The sequence below is a fragment of the Streptomyces sp. NPDC060035 genome, assembly GCF_042736635.1.
Classification (GTDB): domain Bacteria; phylum Actinomycetota; class Actinomycetes; order Streptomycetales; family Streptomycetaceae; genus Streptomyces.
The window spans coordinates 29,851-47,528 of record NZ_JBHWVO010000024.1; the positions used below are offsets into that span (position 1 = coordinate 29,851).

Annotated in this window: 12 protein-coding genes; 9 read left to right on the forward strand and 3 right to left on the reverse strand. The window is 69.4% G+C overall.

The annotated features are described in order from the left end of the window. Positions 1–9: 9 nt before the first annotated feature. From ACFWBQ_RS29825 to ACFWBQ_RS29840, 4 genes are read left to right on the forward strand one after another with little or no spacing between them, the layout of a single operon-like run. A complete protein-coding gene (locus tag ACFWBQ_RS29825; RefSeq protein WP_385502471.1) occupies positions 10–3,915 on the forward strand; it encodes a PglY protein in 3,906 nt (1,301 codons plus the stop codon). Beyond that, on the forward strand, positions 3,912–6,701 hold the full coding sequence (gene pglZ / locus ACFWBQ_RS29830; protein ID WP_385502476.1) for a BREX-2 system phosphatase PglZ: 2,790 nt from the start codon (positions 3,912–3,914) through the stop codon (positions 6,699–6,701). Before ACFWBQ_RS29825 ends, pglZ begins: the two co-directional genes overlap by 4 nt. Next, the gene (gene brxD / locus ACFWBQ_RS29835; RefSeq protein WP_385502478.1) at positions 6,702–8,033 is read left to right on the forward strand and encodes a BREX system ATP-binding protein BrxD; all 1,332 of its coding nucleotides are present in this window, start codon (positions 6,702–6,704) and stop codon (positions 8,031–8,033) included. Then, on the forward strand, positions 8,030–10,183 hold the full coding sequence (locus ACFWBQ_RS29840) for a DEAD/DEAH box helicase (protein WP_385502484.1): 2,154 nt from the start codon (positions 8,030–8,032) through the stop codon (positions 10,181–10,183). The genes brxD and ACFWBQ_RS29840 overlap by 4 nt, the downstream gene beginning before the upstream one ends. 2 nt (positions 10,184–10,185) lie before the next feature. Here the strand turns inward: ACFWBQ_RS29840 and ACFWBQ_RS29845 are convergent, their stop codons facing one another. The 3 genes from ACFWBQ_RS29845 to ACFWBQ_RS29855 all read right to left on the reverse strand — a co-directional run bounded on the left by ACFWBQ_RS29845 (position 10,186) and on the right by ACFWBQ_RS29855 (position 11,771). Then, positions 10,186–10,446 (reverse strand): hypothetical protein, encoded by a 261-nt coding sequence (locus tag ACFWBQ_RS29845; RefSeq protein WP_385502487.1) that lies wholly within the window; start codon positions 10,444–10,446, stop codon positions 10,186–10,188. Further along, positions 10,443–10,913, reverse strand: coding sequence for a hypothetical protein (locus ACFWBQ_RS29850; RefSeq protein ID WP_385502489.1), 471 nt, complete (start codon positions 10,911–10,913; stop codon positions 10,443–10,445). The genes ACFWBQ_RS29845 and ACFWBQ_RS29850 overlap by 4 nt, the downstream gene beginning before the upstream one ends. Positions 10,914–11,009: 96 nt before the next feature. Continuing rightward, positions 11,010–11,771, reverse strand: a complete 762-nt coding sequence (locus ACFWBQ_RS29855) for a DNA-methyltransferase (protein WP_385502491.1) — start codon at positions 11,769–11,771, stop codon at positions 11,010–11,012. Between the two features lie 579 nt (positions 11,772–12,350). Here ACFWBQ_RS29855 and ACFWBQ_RS29860 point away from each other — a divergent pair. From ACFWBQ_RS29860 to ACFWBQ_RS29880, 5 genes are all read left to right on the forward strand, one after another. Next, positions 12,351–13,496, forward strand: coding sequence for a C40 family peptidase (locus ACFWBQ_RS29860; RefSeq protein ID WP_385502495.1), 1,146 nt, complete (start codon positions 12,351–12,353; stop codon positions 13,494–13,496). Positions 13,497–13,583: 87 nt separating this feature from the next. Then, complete coding sequence (locus tag ACFWBQ_RS29865) at positions 13,584–13,892, forward strand: DUF6112 family protein (RefSeq protein ID WP_385502502.1); 309 nt, start codon at positions 13,584–13,586, stop codon at positions 13,890–13,892. Further along, on the forward strand, positions 13,892–14,581 hold the full coding sequence (locus ACFWBQ_RS29870) for a hypothetical protein (RefSeq protein WP_385502506.1): 690 nt from the start codon (positions 13,892–13,894) through the stop codon (positions 14,579–14,581). The genes ACFWBQ_RS29865 and ACFWBQ_RS29870 overlap by 1 nt, the downstream gene beginning before the upstream one ends. Positions 14,582–14,607: 26 nt before the next feature. Further along, positions 14,608–16,035, forward strand: coding sequence for an ATP-binding protein (locus ACFWBQ_RS29875; protein WP_385502509.1), 1,428 nt, complete (start codon positions 14,608–14,610; stop codon positions 16,033–16,035). A 142-nt stretch (positions 16,036–16,177) separates the two neighbouring features. Beyond that, a complete protein-coding gene (locus tag ACFWBQ_RS29880) occupies positions 16,178–17,650 on the forward strand; it encodes an SCO6880 family protein (RefSeq protein WP_385502513.1) in 1,473 nt (490 codons plus the stop codon). Positions 17,651–17,678 lie beyond the last annotated feature (28 nt).

The following is a 17,678-nucleotide window of genomic DNA, read 5'->3' on the forward strand; positions in this document are numbered from 1 at the left end:
CCACCGCCCATGAGTTCCTCCAGTGACGCCCTCCACCTGAAGGACGTCCTCAACCTGCCCAAGTCCGTCCTCGCGGGGGACTTCAAAGTCGAACTGTCCGGCGGCTTCGGCGAGTCCGGGCAGAGGGTACGCGAATACGTCGTCACCGACCAGCTCGAACAGGCGTTCCGCAAGTCCCTCGGCATCGTCAAGGCGGCAGTCCGCGACAACGCCTCTCACGCCGCCTACCTGCACGGCTCCTTCGGCTCCGGAAAGAGCCACTTCCTGACCGTCCTCCACGCGATCCTCAACGACAGCGCGGCAGTCGCCCGCGACAAGCCGAAACTGCAGGCGGTCATCGCCGAGCACGCAGACTGGTTGGCCCAGGAGGGGACGAGGAAGCGGTTCCTGATGGTGCCGTACCACCTGGTCGGCGCCGCGTCCCTCGACTCGGCGCTGCTCGGCGGTTACGTCGCCACCGTCCGGCGGCTGCACCCCGGCGCGCCCGTGCCACCCGTCTACCGCGCGGACGCCGCACTCGCGGATGCCCGCCGGCAGCGCGACTTCCTCGCGGACGACGCGAAGTTCATCCAGTGGCTCGGTGACCCCTCCGGCCCGGGCGCCGCTACCCAGGGCGCCGCGAGCGACGGCGGCGACCTGGACGACCTGGACGCGAAGGCCGCCCCCGAATCCGGCTGGACATCCGCCAGCCTGGACTACGCTTTCGCCGCCGCTCCCGGCGATGAGCTGCGCAATGCGCTGATCTCGGCGCTGATCTCGGATTCCGGTCCGATGGCGTCCTACGCCCGCGGCGCGCAGGGCGACAAGAACGCGTTCCTGCCGCTGGAGAACGGCCTCGCCGTCATCAGCCGGCATGCGCAGAGCCTCGGCTACGACGGGCTCGTCCTCTTCCTCGACGAGCTGATCCTGTGGCTGCAGGCGCACCTCACCGAGAAGGCGATGGTCAACGACGAAGTCAGCAAGCTCGTCAAGCTGATCGAGTCAAGCGACACCGACCGGCCGGTCCCGATCGTGTCGTTCATCTCCCGGCAGCGTGACCTGTCCCAGCTCGTCGGCTCCGATGTGGTCGGCGCGGACGTGAAGAACCTCGAGCAGCAGGTCGGCTACCTCGCCGGCCGGTTCGACGTCGTGAGCCTGGAGGACCGCAACCTTCCCGCGATCATCAAGGAGCGCGTCCTCCAGCCCAAGGACGACGCCGCCCGCGCCGCCCTCGGCAGCGCCTTCGCCTCCGTCGAGTCCTCCGACGCCGCTGTCCGGGAGGTGCTGCTAGATGCGGCCGGGGCGACCCGCGCAGACTGGGCGGACTTCAAGGAGCTCTACCCGCTCTCCCCCGTCCTCCTGAACACCCTGGTCGCTCTGTCCGGGGCGCTGCAGCGCGAACGCACCGGTCTGAAGCTCATCCAGGAGATGCTCTACCGCCGCCGCGAGGACATGAAGCTCGGTGACCTGATACCCCTGGGCGACCTGTGGGACGTCCTCGCGGACGGTTTGGGCGAGGCGTTCACCGACCGCCTGCGCGCCCAGTCCGAGGCCGCGATCCGCTTCCACACCAAGGTCCAGGCGTTCCTCCTGCAGAAGTACGGCTCCATCGAGGATGCCGGCTATCGTGCCGACGACCGCTTCGTGAAGACGCTCCTCCTCGGCTTCCTCTCCCCGGAAGTCCCCGCCTTGACCCGCCTCACCGGTGGACGACTGGCCGCACTCAACCACGGCTCGCTGCGCTCCCGCGCCGTGACGCCGGGCGAGCTGGCGGTGCGTCGGCTCCGAGAGCTGCAGGCGGAGTTCCCCGGCGAGCTTCGCAGCGACGGCAATGACGCCGACCCGGTGTTCACCCTCCATCTGTCCGACCTGGACGTCGAGCCGATCCTTGACGCGGTTGGCGAAAAGGACAACGTCGGGCAGCGCCGCATCTGGGTCAAAGAGCGGCTGTGGGAAGCGCTGAGCGTCCGCGACACGGGCGCCTTCGTGTGCGAGCACGAGGTGGTGTGGCGCGGTACCAAGCGCATCGCCGAGTTCGTCTTCGAGAATGTCAAGGAGCCGGCGACCATGCCGACGACGCAGTTCTCGCCCAGCGTCGAGGGCCGCGTCCGCTTCGTCGTCGACTATCCCTTCGACGAGTCCGACGGACATCCCAGCGATGACACCGCGCGTATTCAGCGGCTGCGGCAGGAGGGCTTCGAAGCTGCCACTGTCGTGTGGCTGCCCTTCTTCTTCTCCCCGCAGCGCTCCGCGCAGCTCGGCCGCCTGCTGAAGATCCAGTACCTGCTGGAGCGGGACCGGCTCGCCAGCTACGCCGCCCATCTGCCCTCCGACGACCAGGTCCGGGTCAAGCACCAGCTCGAGGCCCAGCGCGACACCCTTACCAGTCAGCTCACCGACGTGCTGCGGCAGCTGTACGGGATCGCGAGTGTGGATGAGACGAACGTCGGCGCGGAGACCCCGGACGGGTTGCACGTGTACTCCCTCTACCCGGGGCACTCTCCGCAGCTGCAGGGCGGCGCGCCCTTCGCGTACAACCTGGGCAAACTCGCCGACGGGCTGTTCTCCGCGCTGTACCCCAAGCATCCGGACTTCGACCCTCAGGAGACCCGGAAGCCCGTCACCGCTGGCGAGCTGAAGACGGTCTACGGGTGGATCGCGCGGGCCATGGAGGACGGGTCGCGTCGCGTCGTCGTGGACAGCAAGCAGCTGGGGCTGGTCAAGCGGATCGTGCATCCCCTGGAGCTGGGTGAGGTCCACGATGGGCCGCTGAACGTCGGCACCGAATGGCGCCGCCGCATCGAGCAGCACGCCACTGCGCAGGGTGTCACCGGCGACTACGAGGTCGAGGACATCCGTCGCTGGGTCGCCGAGTTGGGCTGGACCGGCCTTGACAAGGCGGTCAGCAATCTACTGATTGCCGTGTACGTGCTGGTCGCGGACCGCTCCTGGGTCTTCAACGGCTCCTCGGCCGCGGCCCCCGACCTGGACCGTATCGGCCCCGGGTGGGCGCTGCGGGCGCAGGAACTGCCCAGTGAGCAGGAGTTCACGGCCGCGCACGAGCGCGCCGCGGCGCTGTTCGGGGAGAGCGTGCCCCGGGTTCGCTACGCCCGTAACGTCAACGACCTCGCGGCGAAGGTCCGGGCGAAGGCGCAGGGCTGGGAGGCTGCCATCAATGGGCTGCGACGGTCCCTGGCCAACCACCGCGTAGCTCTCGGTCTGATGGACGAGCAGAACGCCCGCGAGACCTCGGTGCGCGACGCCGCCGACCTGATCGCCCGCCTTGTCCGGCACAAGGACGCCACCGCGCTCGTGCGGGAGCTGTCCGCACTGGCCTACCGCACTGCGGACGACGCTCTGGCGAAGGCCATGTCCTCGGCGCAGCAGACGCTGGACGCGCTGGACCGCGTCAAGTGGCAGCTGCTCGACAGCGTGCGCGGCCTCACCAGCCGGGGTGACGGTCTTGCCGACCGGGCAGAGCGGCTGCTTGCGGAGATCGCCGAGACGGCTGCGGCCATGGAGCGCGACCGGGAGCTGGCTCCGGTGCTGAACGGAGCCGAGAGCCGGGCTGTGGACATCATCAGCGAGTCCGGGCGGCTGAACGCCCTCGCCGCGCCCGCGCCCGCCCCGTCACCCACGGCGGCGTCTGTTCCGGACCCGCGGGGTGCGGACCAGGTGAGCCTGACCGTCCACGGCCAGCCCCCGCTACCCGCTCAGGCGCAGCCAGCACCCGAGGCGCCCGCAGCACCCACTGCCGCCGCCGTTCCCCCCGCCCGGCGGCGCCGCCTGATCGTCGCGACCAGTCCCGGCAGTCTCGGGCCCGAGCTCGAGCAGGTTCTGGCCGAACTGGCCCAGCAGATCCGCTCCCACACGGCTGCCAAGCCCGGCACCGCCATCGAGATCGGCTGGCAGGAAGTGGAAGGTGGTGCGTCATGACCCAGGCGAGTACGGGGACCACGGTCCCCGAAATCGACCAGCGTGCTGTCGAAGCCCTGCTGTGGACTGCGCTCCCGCACGCCAAGGGCTCTCGTCTGGTGCTGGTTCGCGGCCGTTACCGCGAGGGCGCACCGGGTGAGTTCACCACGCGTCTCGTCACGGATACGGCGGTGGACGGTAATCCGGAACAGCGCCGGGTCCATGTCAGCCACCAGTCTTCGGTACTCGGCATCGTGGACGCCTGGCAGAGCCATCTCGCCCGGCATGCCGACGGCGTTGGTGGCCGCGACGTCCTCGTCATCACCACCGACGCTCCCGACACCCGGCCGATGCCGCTGGACTTGCGCGGGGAGGCCATCGGCCGCTCCCTGCTCACCGTGGACCGCGTCGAGATCGTCAAGCAGCGCTTCAGCGCGGTGGACGTCGACCCACGTATTCGTCGCGAGCCCTGGCTCGCCGACGCACTGCTCGCCGCAGAGCCGGCCGGCGGATGGCTCCCCGTGGGCTCCGTGCTAACCCTGGACGCTGCCATGCTCGCCCTGGTGCACGCCCGGATCGGCCTGGGCGACGGCCTTTCGACCGACGCTGTGCCGCTCGATGTGGAGGCCCTCCTTTCTTGGTCCCGCTCCCCCGGCGGCCCGGCACGCTTCGCGGACCTGCAGGTCGAGGAACGTGCTGGCCTGACCAACTGGCTGGAGCGCACGGTCGGCGACTCGGCTCCCCTGCTGCTCGCCCTGGCGCAGGCCGGACGCGGCGAAGACGCGATGGCCCTAGGCATCGTCGCCGCCGCCCTCACAGGGCCGAGGGCCACCGCGGACGCAGCCCTGGCTGTGGGAGCTTTGTTCGGTTCCGTTCCCTTCCGGCCGGACGAGCTGCGCCACTACACCCTCGCCGTGGAGGGCGTCCTCGCCCGGTGGGTCACCCAGGCCACAGCGGGTGGTCCGCGAAGTGCCGAGGCGCGCACCCGAGTTCTGGATGTCTTGGAGCAGGCCGACCGCTTGGCGGATCGGGCAGGTCTGCGCGAGGCCCTCGCCGACAGCGGATTCCTTCCCTCCGGCTTCCGCGCCCGGCTTAGGGCACTCGCCGCCGCTCTCACCCCGGCGCCCGACCAGCGCACAGTTGCGGCAGGTGAAGCCGCCCTGCACCAGTTGAAGAGTCATCACCTGGCGGCCCTGCTGTTCTCCGAGCAGGTACACCTCGCCGAGATGGCTGTACGCCTCGAGCGCTGGCTAACGACCCCGGAGGCCGGTCTTGCATCCGGCTCCGGGGCGGTGGGCGCAGCAGTTCACGCCCACCTCGGCGACTGGGGCTGGGCCGACCGTGCCCTGAACCGGCTGTGGGCGGGGGACGGGGCAGCGGACCCACACGTCAACGAGGCATACCGAGTGGTCCACGACGCCGCCCGTGCCCGCCGTGACCGCCTGGACCGCACCTTCGCCAAGGCCCTGGCGGCCTGGGCGCAGCACGCCACCAGCACCGCTCCCGACGGGGCGCTGCTGGTGGAGGACGTGCTGCGGCGCGTCGCTGTGCCGCTCGCTGCGAAGCGACCCCCGTTGGTCCTGCTTCTCGACGGCATGAGCAGCGCGGTCGCCACCCAGCTCGGTGAGGAACTGGGCGCGCCGCGCTGGATGGAGGCCGCGCCGGATGCCGGCCGGCGGGCCGCCGCCGTCGCCGCGATCCCGTCGATCACCACTGTCAGCCGCGCCACGCTCCTCACCGGCGGCCTGGTTTCTGGCGGTCAGAGTGTGGAGAAAGACGGGTTCGTCGCGTTCTGGCGCAAGCGGCGGCATGAGGCGGTGCTGTTCCACAAGGCCGACCTGCCCGGCCCGGCCGGGCACCGGCTCGCGCCCGAGGTCGTCGCGGCCCTCGCAAGCGACGGCGTGGTCGGCGTGGTCCTCAACACCATCGACGACGCGCTCGACCATGGTCAGGAGAACTCTCGGGGCGACTGGACGGTCGGCAGCGTGCGCTACCTGTCCGAGCTGCTCGACGCCGCGCGCGGCCAGGGACGCCCGGTGGTACTGGTCGCCGACCACGGCCACATCCTGGACCGCACCACCGAAGGCCCTGTGCCCGCCCACGGCGTCGAGTCGGCGCGCTGGCGGATCGCCGGGCCCGCAGAGCAGCCCGGTGAGGACGAGGTCCAGCTGGCCGGCCCGCGCGTGCTGGAGGGCAGCGGCACGGTCACCGTGCTGTGGCGGGAGGACCAGCGCTATACCCCCCGCAGAGCCGGCTACCACGGCGGCGCGGCTCTGGCAGAGATGACCGTGCCGGTGTTGGTGCTACTGCCGTCAGTGGAAATCCTGCCAGCCGGCTGGTCGGTGTTGGCCCCGGAAACGGTCACCCCGCAGTGGTGGTACGACTCCGGCCGCGGGCATGCATCCGCACCGCAGCCCACCGTGAAGTCCGGACCGGTCGCGAGGAAGAAGTCTGAGCCGACCCACGCCGGCAACGTTGCGACGTCAACGTCCCTCGGTGCGCTGGTCGTGGACACCGGAGTCTATGCGGCGCAGAAGCAGTTCGTCCGCAAGGGTCCCGAGAGGAAGGCCGTCTCTGCTGTCATCGACGCTCTCGTCGCGGCAGACGGTACGCTCTCGCTCGCCGCGGTGAGCACAGCCGCCGCGTCCTCGGGCGGGCGGGCCCCGCGCAACGCCGAATTCTTCGTCGCGGCGCTGCAGCGGTTGCTCAATGTCGAGGGCTACCCGGTCCTCGGCCTCATCGACGCGGGCGCACGCGTCAAACTCGACATCACACTGCTGAAGGAACAGTTCGGGGTGAAGGCGTAGATGAGCACGGTCTCTGCGGTCAGCCCGGCCCGCCGACGCGAGGTCGTGGACGCACTGCGGCGCGGCACCGTGCCGCAGTCGGGACTCGACCTGTTCGCCGTCGGCCTGGACCGCTTCTCCGGGGCCCTGGACGACGACCTGGCCACCGTGGCGCGCGGCGGCGCCGCCTTCCATGCCGTCCGCGGCGAGTACGGCTCCGGCAAAACCTTCTTCGCCCGCTGGCTCGCCGAGCGCGCCAAGCGCGCCGGACTGGCCACCGCCGAGATCCAGATCTCGGAAACCGAGACGCCTCTGCACAAACTGGAGACCGTCTACCGCCGCCTCACCGAGCGCCTAACCACGGCCACCCACCCGCCGAGCGCGCTGCGAGCCGTGATCGACTCCTGGTTCTTCACCCTCGAGGAAGAGGTCCTTGACGCGGGCGAGACCGACGAGGACGACGCCGACGCGCTCGCCACGGCCGTGGACGTCCTTATGGAACAGCGCCTCGTCGACGTCGCCCGGTCCACCCCGGCGTTCGCCGCAGCCCTGCGCGGCTACCACCACTCCCGCGCAGCAGGCGACGCGCCCACCGCCGAAGCGCTGATCGCCTGGCTCGGTGGACAGAAGTCCGTCGCCGCCGCTGCCCGGCGCTCCGCTGGAGTGCGCGGCGACCTGGACCACTTCGCCGCCCTCGGCTTCCTGCAGGGCCTGCTAGCCGTCCTTAGGGACTGTGGCCAGCCAGGGCTCCTCGTGGTTCTGGACGAGATCGAGACACTGCAGCGGGTCCGCAGCGACGTCCGAGAAAAGGGCCTCAACGCGCTACGGCAGCTCCTGGACGAGATCGACGCCGGACGCTTCCCCGGCCTGTTCCTCGTCATCACTGGAACCCCCGCCTTCTACGACGGGCAGCAGGGCATCCAGCGGCTGCCTCCGCTGGCGCAGCGCCTGGCCACGGACTTCTCGACCGACCCGCGCTTCGACTCGCCGCGGGCCGTGCAACTGCGCCTGCCTGGCTTCGACCTGACCCGGCTCTGCGAGCTCGGACGCAACACCCGCGACCTCTACGCCGGCCAGGCAACCCACCCCGAGCGGATCGCCGACGCCGTGGACGACGTCTACATCGCTCAGCTCGCCACAGCGGTCACCGGCGGGCTCGGAGGCAATGTCGGCGTCGCGCCCCGACTGTTCCTGCGCAAGCTCGTAGCTGACGTCCTCGATCGCGTTGACGAGTTCAAGGACTTCGACCCACGCAAGGACTATGCCCTCACCGTCTCTTCCGCGGAGCTCAGCGACATCGAACGCAATGCCGCCGCATCGAGTGCCGACGACATCGAGCTGGACCTGACGTGACTCGCGCCGAACCGAACGACCCGGTCAGCCGGCTCAACACCGTACTGCTGCACCACATCGTCAATTCCCTCGGCTGGACGTCGCTGCGCCCGCTCCAGCAGGAGGCCATCGACCCGCTGCTGTCCGGAACGGACACGGTGCTGCTCGCCCCCACCGCGGGCGGCAAGACGGAGGCCGCCACATTCCCCCTGCTGTCCAGGATGGCTGCCGAGAACTGGACCGGCACATCCGTGCTCTACGTGTGCCCGCTCAAGGCACTACTCAACAACCTGCTGCCACGCCTTGAGACATACGCATCGTGGCTCGGGCGCACCGCCGCGCTGTGGCATGGCGACGTCTCCCAGCCCAAACGCAAAGCCATCCTCCGCCAGCGCCCCGACATCCTACTGACGACCCCGGAGTCGCTGGAATCGATGCTGGTGAGCGTGAATGTGGACCACTACGCGTTCTTCGGCGGCCTGCGCGCCGTCGTCGTGGACGAGGTCCACGCCTTCGCAGGCGACGATCGCGGCTGGCACCTCCTCGCCGTCCTGGAACGCCTGCAACGCATCGCCGGACGACCCGTGCAGCGCATCGGGCTGTCGGCCACCGTCGGCAACCCCAAGGAACTCCTGAGCTGGCTCCAGGGCTCAGCCGTTGGCACCCGCCCCGCCCAAGTCATCGCCCCACACCTGCGCGCTCAGCCCGAGCCGCCGTCAGGAACGCCGACGGGGCCTCCTCCCGGCGAGGTACAACTCGACTACGTCGCCTCGCTGACCAACGCAGCCACGATCATCGCCGCCCTCCACCGAGGTGAGAAGCGCCTGGTCTTCTGCGAATCCCGACGTCAGGTCGAAGAACTCGGCGAGAGCCTCCGCGCCAAGGGCATCACCACCTTCCTCTCCCACGCCTCCCTGTCCGTGGACGAGCGACGCCGCGCCGAGGAGGCTTTTGCCGACGCCCGCGACTGCGTCATCGTCTCCACCAGCACCCTCGAACTGGGCATCGACGTCGGCGACCTGGACCGTGTCATCCAGATCGACGCCCCCGGCAGCGTTGCCTCCTTCCTCCAGCGCATCGGACGCACCGGACGACGCCCTGGCTCCACGCGCAATTGCCTCTTCCTCGCCGTCGACGAGGGCGGCCTGCTCGCCGCTGCCGCCCTGCTGCTCCAGTGGTCCCGCGGCTGGGTCGAACCCGTCGTGCCCCCGCCCGAACCACGCCACATCGTCGCCCAACAGATCCTTGCCCTGTGCCTGCAGGAACACCGCATCGGTGACAGGCTCTGGCAGGAGTGGTGGGGCGGGCTCGGCCCCTTCGGCTCCGCCGCCGAGCCCATCGTTCGCCACCTGGTCCGCGAGGGCTACCTCGACCAGGACGGCGGGATGCTGTTCATCGGCCCCGAGGCCGAACGCCGTTTCGGATACCGGCACTTCATGAACCTCACAGCCGTCTTCACCGCTGCACCCGAATTCACGGTCCTCAACGGGCGCACCGAGATCGGCAAGACCGACCCCACCCTCCTCACCGAAGAGTGCGCCGGACCGCGACGCCTGCTGCTCGCCGGACGCAGCTGGCAGGTCACCTACATCGACTGGAACCGCAAACGATGCTTCGTTGAACCCGTCGACGGCGGCGGAAAAGCGAAGTGGAACAGCGGCGCACTGCCCATGGCCTCCTTCGAACTTGCCCGTGCCGCCCGCAAGGTCCTCCTCGGCGAAGACCCGCCGATAGCGTTCACCAAACGCGCCGAAGGAGCGCTCGCCCAGCTCCGCCAAGAAAGCACAGAAACCGTCCACCCCGGCGGCAATCTCATCATCCGCGATGGCGAGGGCAAGGACCTGCGGTGGTGGACCTGGGCCGGCCACCGTACGAACGTCACGCTAGCCGCCACCCTGACCCCCATCGCCGACCCCCTCCAACGCGGCAACGACCTCTACGTGCGACTGCGCTCCGACCTCACTCCGCAGATGTGGAAAGAAGCCACATCGCAGGCTGCAGACAGCCTCAGCCTGCCCGAGGTCGACCCTCGCGCCCTCAACGGCCTCAAATTCAGCGCTGCCCTACCCGAACGCCTCGCAGAAGCAACCCTCGCAACACGCCTCGCAGACCTAGACCACGCCGCCCAGGTCCTCACCGAGCCCACACGTTTCCTCAACGTCCACGCCTGACATCAGACGTGCCGGGACGCGCGCTTTGCTGCGCTCGTGGTCATCTCGGGCACCAACAGCACCGTGCGTCGCCTCGCCGAGCCACCGCGCGACGCCTTGCCGATCCGCACATACACCGCGCCGAACTGCCCGAACCGGGCCATGCGCGGCACCCGCCGGAAGTCAACCAGATCCAGGCCGACCGACTCCTGCCGTCGCAACCCGAACGCGTACAGCGTCTTGATCAGCGCGGCATCCCGCATCGCGGGCAGCGCGCCCTTCACCCTGCGCGCCCGAATCGGCTCCACCCGGCTGTCCACCGCATCGAAAAGGTCTGCACCTCGTCATAGTGCAAGGGCCGACTCCGCGGATTACCCTCGTGCTCCGCGACGTGCGGCACCGTGTTCCACTCGTGGAGGACCTGCTGCGGCACCATCCCGAAGCGTCGCTCGCGCTCCTCCGGCCACCCGTAACGCGGATCGCCGACGAAGGCGCAGAACATCTGGATCAAAATCTCGTACCCGTGCGCGGCGGACACTATGATCGGCCGGGTTCCCGAACGTAGATGGCTGATGAACGCCTCTGCCTCAACCGGAGTCCACTGCCACGGGTACAGGTTGGCGCAGTCCGCAAGCCGGCGAACCAGTGCCAGCCGCGGAGCGATCGTCCCGCTCTCCTGCAGGAACCGTGCCCGCTGCTGCCTCCCCCAGCCGTCCAGCATTGCCTGGAACACCGCCGCTTCCGGATCCAACGGACGGACATTCCGAGGCAGGCCGAAGATCGCGGGCTCCGGAGACCTCCCGATCGGCATCGCCCCACCGCCACCGGAGCCCCGACCCTCGACGCGCTACTCGGCCTCTGGACCTGCGAGAACGAAGTCCTCCTGTGAACGCATTTGTTGCATCGTCTGCAATAGCCGCTCATTGGCCACGTCTGCGTAGTGCGCCGACAGCTCGACGCCCACGAACCGACGCCCCTCACGAAGAGCCGCGACGCCCGTTGAGCCGCTGCCGGTAAATGGGTCCAGGACGACTCCGTCCTCGGGGCAGATCTGCACGAGCTGCTGCATGATCTCGACCGGCTTCTGGGTGATGTGCACCCGGTCCTTGCGCGGCTGGGAGGCGATGAAGTGGCCGGGCAGGTACAGGTCCCGGTCCTTCGCTAGGCTGCCCTTGACACCCCAGGTAATGAACTCGGCGGACTGCTTGAACCCGCCCTTGCGCGGCCGGCTGGCGGGCTTGATCCACGGAATCGTGCCGCTCCAGGTCCAGCCCGCCATCTGCAGGGCGTCGGACGTAGTCGGCTCCTGGCGCCAGTCCGAGAAGACGATGGCGACCGAGTGCTCGGTCGAGGCCCGGTACGCCTCGGTGAGCAGGGCAGTCAGCCAGCTCCGATAGCTCCTCTGGTCACGGTTCTCTCCGGGGAAGTTCTGGAGGTCGTGCGCACTGTTGCTGGTGACGTACTTGGCGCGGGCGGTGCGCCCGGTACGGTCCGAGCTGGTCCGTCCGCCGGAGTTGTACGGCGGGTCGGTGATGACGGCGTTGACGCTCTCGTCCGGGAGGGACTTCAGCACGGTGAGGGCGTCGCCTCGGTGCAGCGTGTAGCTCATGTGTGGGGGCCTCTTTCAGGGCACGGCCGGGACTCGGCTCGCTCCGGATGGCGGTCAACAACGTTCGCCTCGAGCAGGGCTGGGCCGGAGGTTAGCCGCGTTTTCCGGCCACACCCAACGAACCAAGTCGTGCTCCGGGACGGGGCCGGGAGCTGTTTGGTGCGGCCGGAATCCCGATCTACTGTCTCACCATGTCATCGGGCCGGAGCCTCGCTCCACCCCAGCTGACCTGTGCTTATCCGTGTTGACTCGTCCGAACGAGCAACGCGGAAGCCCTGATTCCCACTCGTTCCACATGCCGTGAGGAGACCCGGTGTACTGCCTGAGATTACGAGCGCGGCTGGCTGCCGCGCCTGACCTGAGACCGGCGTCCCGGGAGCTACCAACTCCGCTGAGTCGGGCCGCCTCGAGAGGCGGATTCACATCGGCGCGGTGCCGACGGCTTTGCACGAGAAGTCAGCACCGCGCCTCCTACGAACCGCGAGGAGCCGCTGCGATGCAGCATGCCCCGATACCCCCACGCCCCCGCCCAACGCCGTTGCCCGGCCGGCACCGCCGCCTCGGTGAACGGCGGCGGCGATGAAGAAGACCACCGGAGCCATCGTCGGTCTCTTCGCATCCGGTCCGCTACTCCTGGCCGTCCCGATCCTCGCCATCGGCGCCGGGTCTGCCTCGGCCTCCTGCTCGATCGACGGTGCAGAAGCTGTGGATACCGCAGCCGTGGCCGGTCAAGTGAAGGCCATCCTGGACGGCGGCGACATGAGCTCGGTCTCCGTGCCAGGACTGGACGATCCGGCCGAGCAGGTGCCCAACGCCAAGACCATCCAGGCCACCGGCGTCGCGATGAACATTCCGGCCCGCGGGCAGGTCGTGGCCCTGGCGACTGCCCTGCAGGAGAGCGGTCTGCGGAACCTGGCCTACGGCGACCGTGATTCGCTGGGTCTGTTCCAGCAGCGGCCGTCTCAGGGCTGGGGCACCGCGAACGAGATCCTCGACCCGGTGCACGCCTCGACCAAGTTCTACGAGGGGCTGAAGAAAGTCTCGGGCTGGCAGTCGCTGTCCGTCACCCAGGCCGCCCAGGCGGTGCAGAGGTCGGGCTTCCCGAACGCTTACGCCAAGTGGGAGTCTCTGGCCGCTGCCTTGCAGCAGGCCATCGAGCACCTGCTGTCGAAGACCGGCGACGCGTCACCGCGTCCTTCGCCGGCGGGCTCTGCCAGCACGGGCAGCCCTTCACCCAGTACCGCAGGTGGTTGTACTGCCGACGGGGACGGGACCGACTTCGGAACCATCCCGCCCGGCGCGGTGCCGGCCGAGTACAAGATCCCCGCCGACGCTGCGCCGAAGGTCCAGACGGCGATCCGCTGGGCACTCGGCCAGCTCGACACGCCGTATCAGTGGGGTGGGAGCTGCACCGACTCCCATGGGGAGGACCCAATGGGGCGCTGCGACTGCTCCTCCTTGATACAGCAGGCGTACAAGACCTCCGGGGTCACCCTGACACGGACAACGTACACGCAGGTCAAGGACGGTAAGGCGGTGTCGGTCGACGCTCTCCGGCCGGGTGACCTCCTCTTCACCGAGGGGACGGCCGAAGTGCCCGAACACGTCGGCATGTTCATCGGCCAGGGCCTGATCATCCACGCCCCGCACACCGGTGACGTGGTGCGCATCGCGACCCTCGCATCCTGGAAATCGCAGATTCTCGCGGCCCGCCGAGTCGTCTGACCGGCGCTTTCTCCCTCCCCCTTCTTCTTGCACCGCCGCTCCGCCCGCTCGGGCTTTGGGGCACCTAACTCGAACTGGAGTTCGTAAATGTATCTCGCCGACAAGGTCGTCCAGCTCGCCTACGACCCGGGGATCAAGCCGAACGGGGGCGGGCTGCCCGGCCTTGCCGTTCTCAAGCAGGTGATGGGCTCCATCAATCTCTTCGGCATCATCGCCGTGGTCGGCGCGCTCGCCGTCAGCGCGGGCGTGTGGGCTTGGGGCCATCACTCAGGCGGTCACCAGGCCGAGGCCAGTGGGAAGAAGGGCGTGCTGGTCAGTGCGGGTGCAGCCCTCCTGCTGGGTGCCGCAAACGGCGTGGTCGCCTTCTTCAGCACGCTGGGGACGCAGGTCCGCTGATGCCTTCCCGCTCCTCGAGCCCTGGTGGCGCATCTCGCGTTCGCCGCCGGGCGTTGCTCGGCACCGCCGTCCTGGTGGTGCTCGTCGCCCTCGCCGGCCTGGCCGCGTATCTCACCCGCGATGGCAGGGAGCCCTCAAAAGCCTCTGCGGCGCACATGAGTTCACCCTTGCCCTCCTCTTCGACCGCTTCGCCGTCTGGGCCGCCCACACCGAGCGCTCACCCTCATGCCCTGCCGGCCCCGCCGAAGACCCACGACCCGATCGCGTTCGGGAAGGCAGCCGCAGCAGCCCTGTGGTCCTACGACACCCGCGCGTACTCCCAGGCAGAGCTGCTGACCGCTTTGCACGCGTGGCTGACCACCGAGGCCAAGTACGCCGACCCCGCTTCGGTCGACAAGGTCGTTCCCTCGCCTCTTCTGTGGAAGGAGATGGCCGCCAACGGCCAGTTCGCCACCACCAAAGTGAACGAGGGGCACTTCCCGGACTCGTTCACCCAGGCCCTTCAGGCAGACCCCGGGGCGCTCACACAGGCGTACGTCTACGCCGTCACGGTCTCCGGCAAGCAGTCGATCGCCTGGAAAGGGGCGCCCGACGGCGGTGCGGAGAGCCGTGTCACCACCCTCGCGGTCCAGTGCCGACCCAACCAGCCCTGCGCCCTGGTCGGCGTCATGCCGTCCGTCGCGCCCTGACCCCCATTAAGGAAGGAGGTACCGCCATGGGAGTCTGCGACCTTCCACTGATGGACAAGGTGTGCGGCGCCGTCGACTTCGCCACCAACCCCGCAGGAGCTGTCACCGACGGCATCGGAGCATGGATCGCGAGGTCGGCAGGCGAACTGGCCGCCAGCGCTGCGGATCTCGCTGCCAAGACCGTCAATGCGACCACTGCCATCGATCTCAACGCCGGATGGTTCCGGGACAACTACGAACTACTGCTGCCTATCGGGCTCGCGCTGACCGTCGGCACGTTCTGCATCCAGGTGATGTTCGCGGCCTGGCGCCGAGACGAACGCGCCCTGGCCCAAGCGTTCGTCGGCACCATGACCGGCGTCCTCTTCAGCTTCTGCGCCATCGCCTTCACATCCGTCGCCATCACCGTGGTCGACGCCTTGTCTGACGGCCTGTTCCAAGCAGCCAACAGCTCAGTCGACGACGCGATCCGCCGTGTGGTGAAGGTCAACCAGCTGGGAGCGATGTACGGCCTCGGCTGGGGAGTCCCAGCCCTGGTCGCCCTCGGATGCGCGATCGGCGCGTTCCTGTACTGGGGGGTGATGGTCGCCCGCAAAGTCGGCGTCCTGGTCATGGTCGCCCTCGCCGTCTTCGCCGGAGCCGGCGGAGGCTGGGAGGTCGCGAAGAAGTGGCGGCGTGGCTGGATCGAGGCCACCGCGACCCTGGTCGTCTCCAAACTATTGATGACCGTGGTCTTCCTCATCGGCGTCTCGGCTATGGGTAAGTCGGATGCCACGGACGGCATGTCGGCGCTGTCCGACGCGATGGCAGGCATCGTCGTCATGGTTCTGGTTCTGCTGTGCCCGTACGCGACGTACAAGTTCGTCCACTGGGCGAGCGACGGTGGCGGCCACGACGACCTGCACCGCACCGGCGTCGCCGGCATGGCGATCGCCGCAGGAGCGGCGAAGACCGCAGGCAGCCTCGCGATGCAGGCCGGCACCGGGACTCCCGCTCCGCATGGCCCGAGCGAGGTCCCCGGCGCGGGCAGCGATGGTGTCGCCTCCGGCATCAACCCCTCCGGCGGCAACCTCAGCAAGGAGGGCATCGATGCCGGGCCGTCCAAGCCGCAGACCAGCTTCCGGTATGGCGAAGACCCGAACGCTACTGGCGACAAGGGGCGAGCCCTGATCCAGCGACCCGGCATCCCGCCGCTCATCACCCGACCTGACGAGGGCGAAACGGGGGTGCCGCCAGGGGACGCCAGTAGTGTCGTCAGCAGCGCCGGCCAGCTCTCCGGTGGGTCAGCTCCGGTCGGCAGCATGACCCGCGCGGGCACTGCGCCGCCGTCCGGCCCCGCACCTGCGGGAACAGGCAGCCCTGCCGCGCCGCCGCTTTCCACCGGACCGTCGGCCACCGGTTCCCCAACGCCGACGAACTGGATGTATCCCACCCAGCCGCCTTCGGGTGCCTGACGACCACAGCCGGGGGCGGGCTGCGCTCCGCAGCCCGCCCTCCACCCCGCCCGGCCCATCGCCAGAACCGGAGCCCCGCCTTGACCTCCAGAAGAGCGCCGCGTGCCTCGCCCTCCGCCCGCTCCCACTGTCTGGAACCACTATGTCCGGCAAGTCCCAGGCCGAAGCCACCCCGGCCACCGTGAAGTTTCCCCACCGCAGCAGGCGCGGCATCCTGCTCGGCCTGACCGCCCCGCAACTGATCGTCGTAAGTCTCACCGGCCTTCTCCTGCTCGCCGTGATCCTCACCCGCGGCGTGGTCGGTGCACTCGAACTCATCCCCCTCTGGGCCGTCATCGCCCTCCTCGCTTTCGTCCGCCACCGGGGACGCGCGCTGGCCGACTGGGCTCCGATCGTCACTCGATACGTCCTGCGTCGGATGCGGGGCCAGCTCGTCTGGCTCACGCGGCCCTCGCGGCGCCCGGTCCGCGAAGGGCTCCTCCACCTGCCCGGCACCGCGGCCAGCCTGCGCGTGGTCACCGCACCCGACGGCCGATACGGTGCGGTCCACAACCCCCACACCTGCACGCTGACCGCCGTCGTCAACGTCTCCTCCCGCGCCTACGCGCTGCTTGACCCGGGCACCCAGAACGCCAACGTCAACGGGTGGGGACGGGTGCTGGCCGCGCTCGCCCGCACCGGGCAGGTCGCCCGGATTCAGGTGATCGAGCGCACCGTCCCGGACTCCGGTGACGCGCTGCGCCGGTACTGGGAGGAGCACGGCCAGCCCGAGGCCTCCGTGGCGGGCGCGATCTACAGCGAGCTGATCCAGAATGCGGGCCCGGCGGCGGCTCCGCACGAGGCGTACGTCGCCATCTCACTGGACGCCAAGGCCGCACGGCGACTGATCAACCAGGCTGGCGGCGGTCTGACCGGGGCCTTCAGCGTCCTGGCGCAGCTGACCTCGACCTTCGAGCAGGCCGCGCGAACCGCCGGGCTCAACCCGACCGGCTGGCTCACCGCCCGCGAGATCGCGGCCGTCGTGCGAACGGCGTACGACCCCAAGGCCCTTGCAACGCTGGACCTTTGGTCCGCCGCCGGTCGTCCCGAGGCTGAGCCGGCGGCTGCCGGCCCGGTCGTGGTGGTCGAGAAGGCTGACCACATTGCGACCGACTCGGCTGTCCACGCCACGTATTGGGTGGAGAACTGGCCCAGGACCGAAACGTCGGCGGGCTTCCTGCACCAGCTCCTGTTCACTGCCGGGGTCCGGCGCACTCTGTCGCTGTCGTACGAGCCGAAGGGACTGGACGCCGCCCTGCGCGACGTCCAGCGCAGGAAGGCCAGCGTGATCGCCGACGCCGCCGAACGGCACCGGCGCGGCCAGGTCGACTCAGAGGCGGACTCGATCGAGTACCAGGACATCAAGTCCCGTGAGCGCCAACTCATTGCGGGCCACGCAGATGTCGCCCTGACCGGCCTGATGACCGTCTCCGCCGACTCCGAGGAAGAACTCCGTTCCGCCTGCGCGGTCGTGGAGACCGCGGCCGTCGGCGCCCAACTCGACCTCCGGCCGCTCACCTGGCAGCAGGCCGAAGCGTTCACCGCCGCTGCCATGCCGCTGGCCCTCGCCGCCTGATGCCGGCCTCCCTTCCCTCCGAAAGAGC

Excerpts from the sequence above, each read along its gene's own strand:
- ACFWBQ_RS29825 (WP_385502471.1), top strand. The coding sequence starts at position 10 with ATGAGTTCCTCCAGTGACGCCCTCCACCTGAAGGACGTCCTCAACCTG.
- pglZ (WP_385502476.1), top strand. The coding sequence starts at position 3,912 with ATGACCCAGGCGAGTACGGGGACCACGGTCCCCGAAATCGACCAGCGT.
- brxD (WP_385502478.1), top strand. The coding sequence starts at position 6,702 with ATGAGCACGGTCTCTGCGGTCAGCCCGGCCCGCCGACGCGAGGTCGTG.
- ACFWBQ_RS29855 (WP_385502491.1), bottom strand. The coding sequence starts at position 11,771 with ATGAGCTACACGCTGCACCGAGGCGACGCCCTCACCGTGCTGAAGTCC.
- ACFWBQ_RS29860 (WP_385502495.1), top strand. The coding sequence starts at position 12,351 with ATGAAGAAGACCACCGGAGCCATCGTCGGTCTCTTCGCATCCGGTCCG.
- ACFWBQ_RS29865 (WP_385502502.1), top strand. The coding sequence starts at position 13,584 with ATGTATCTCGCCGACAAGGTCGTCCAGCTCGCCTACGACCCGGGGATC.
- ACFWBQ_RS29870 (WP_385502506.1), top strand. The coding sequence starts at position 13,892 with ATGCCTTCCCGCTCCTCGAGCCCTGGTGGCGCATCTCGCGTTCGCCGC.
- ACFWBQ_RS29875 (WP_385502509.1), top strand. The coding sequence starts at position 14,608 with ATGGGAGTCTGCGACCTTCCACTGATGGACAAGGTGTGCGGCGCCGTC.
- ACFWBQ_RS29880 (WP_385502513.1), top strand. The coding sequence starts at position 16,178 with ATGTCCGGCAAGTCCCAGGCCGAAGCCACCCCGGCCACCGTGAAGTTT.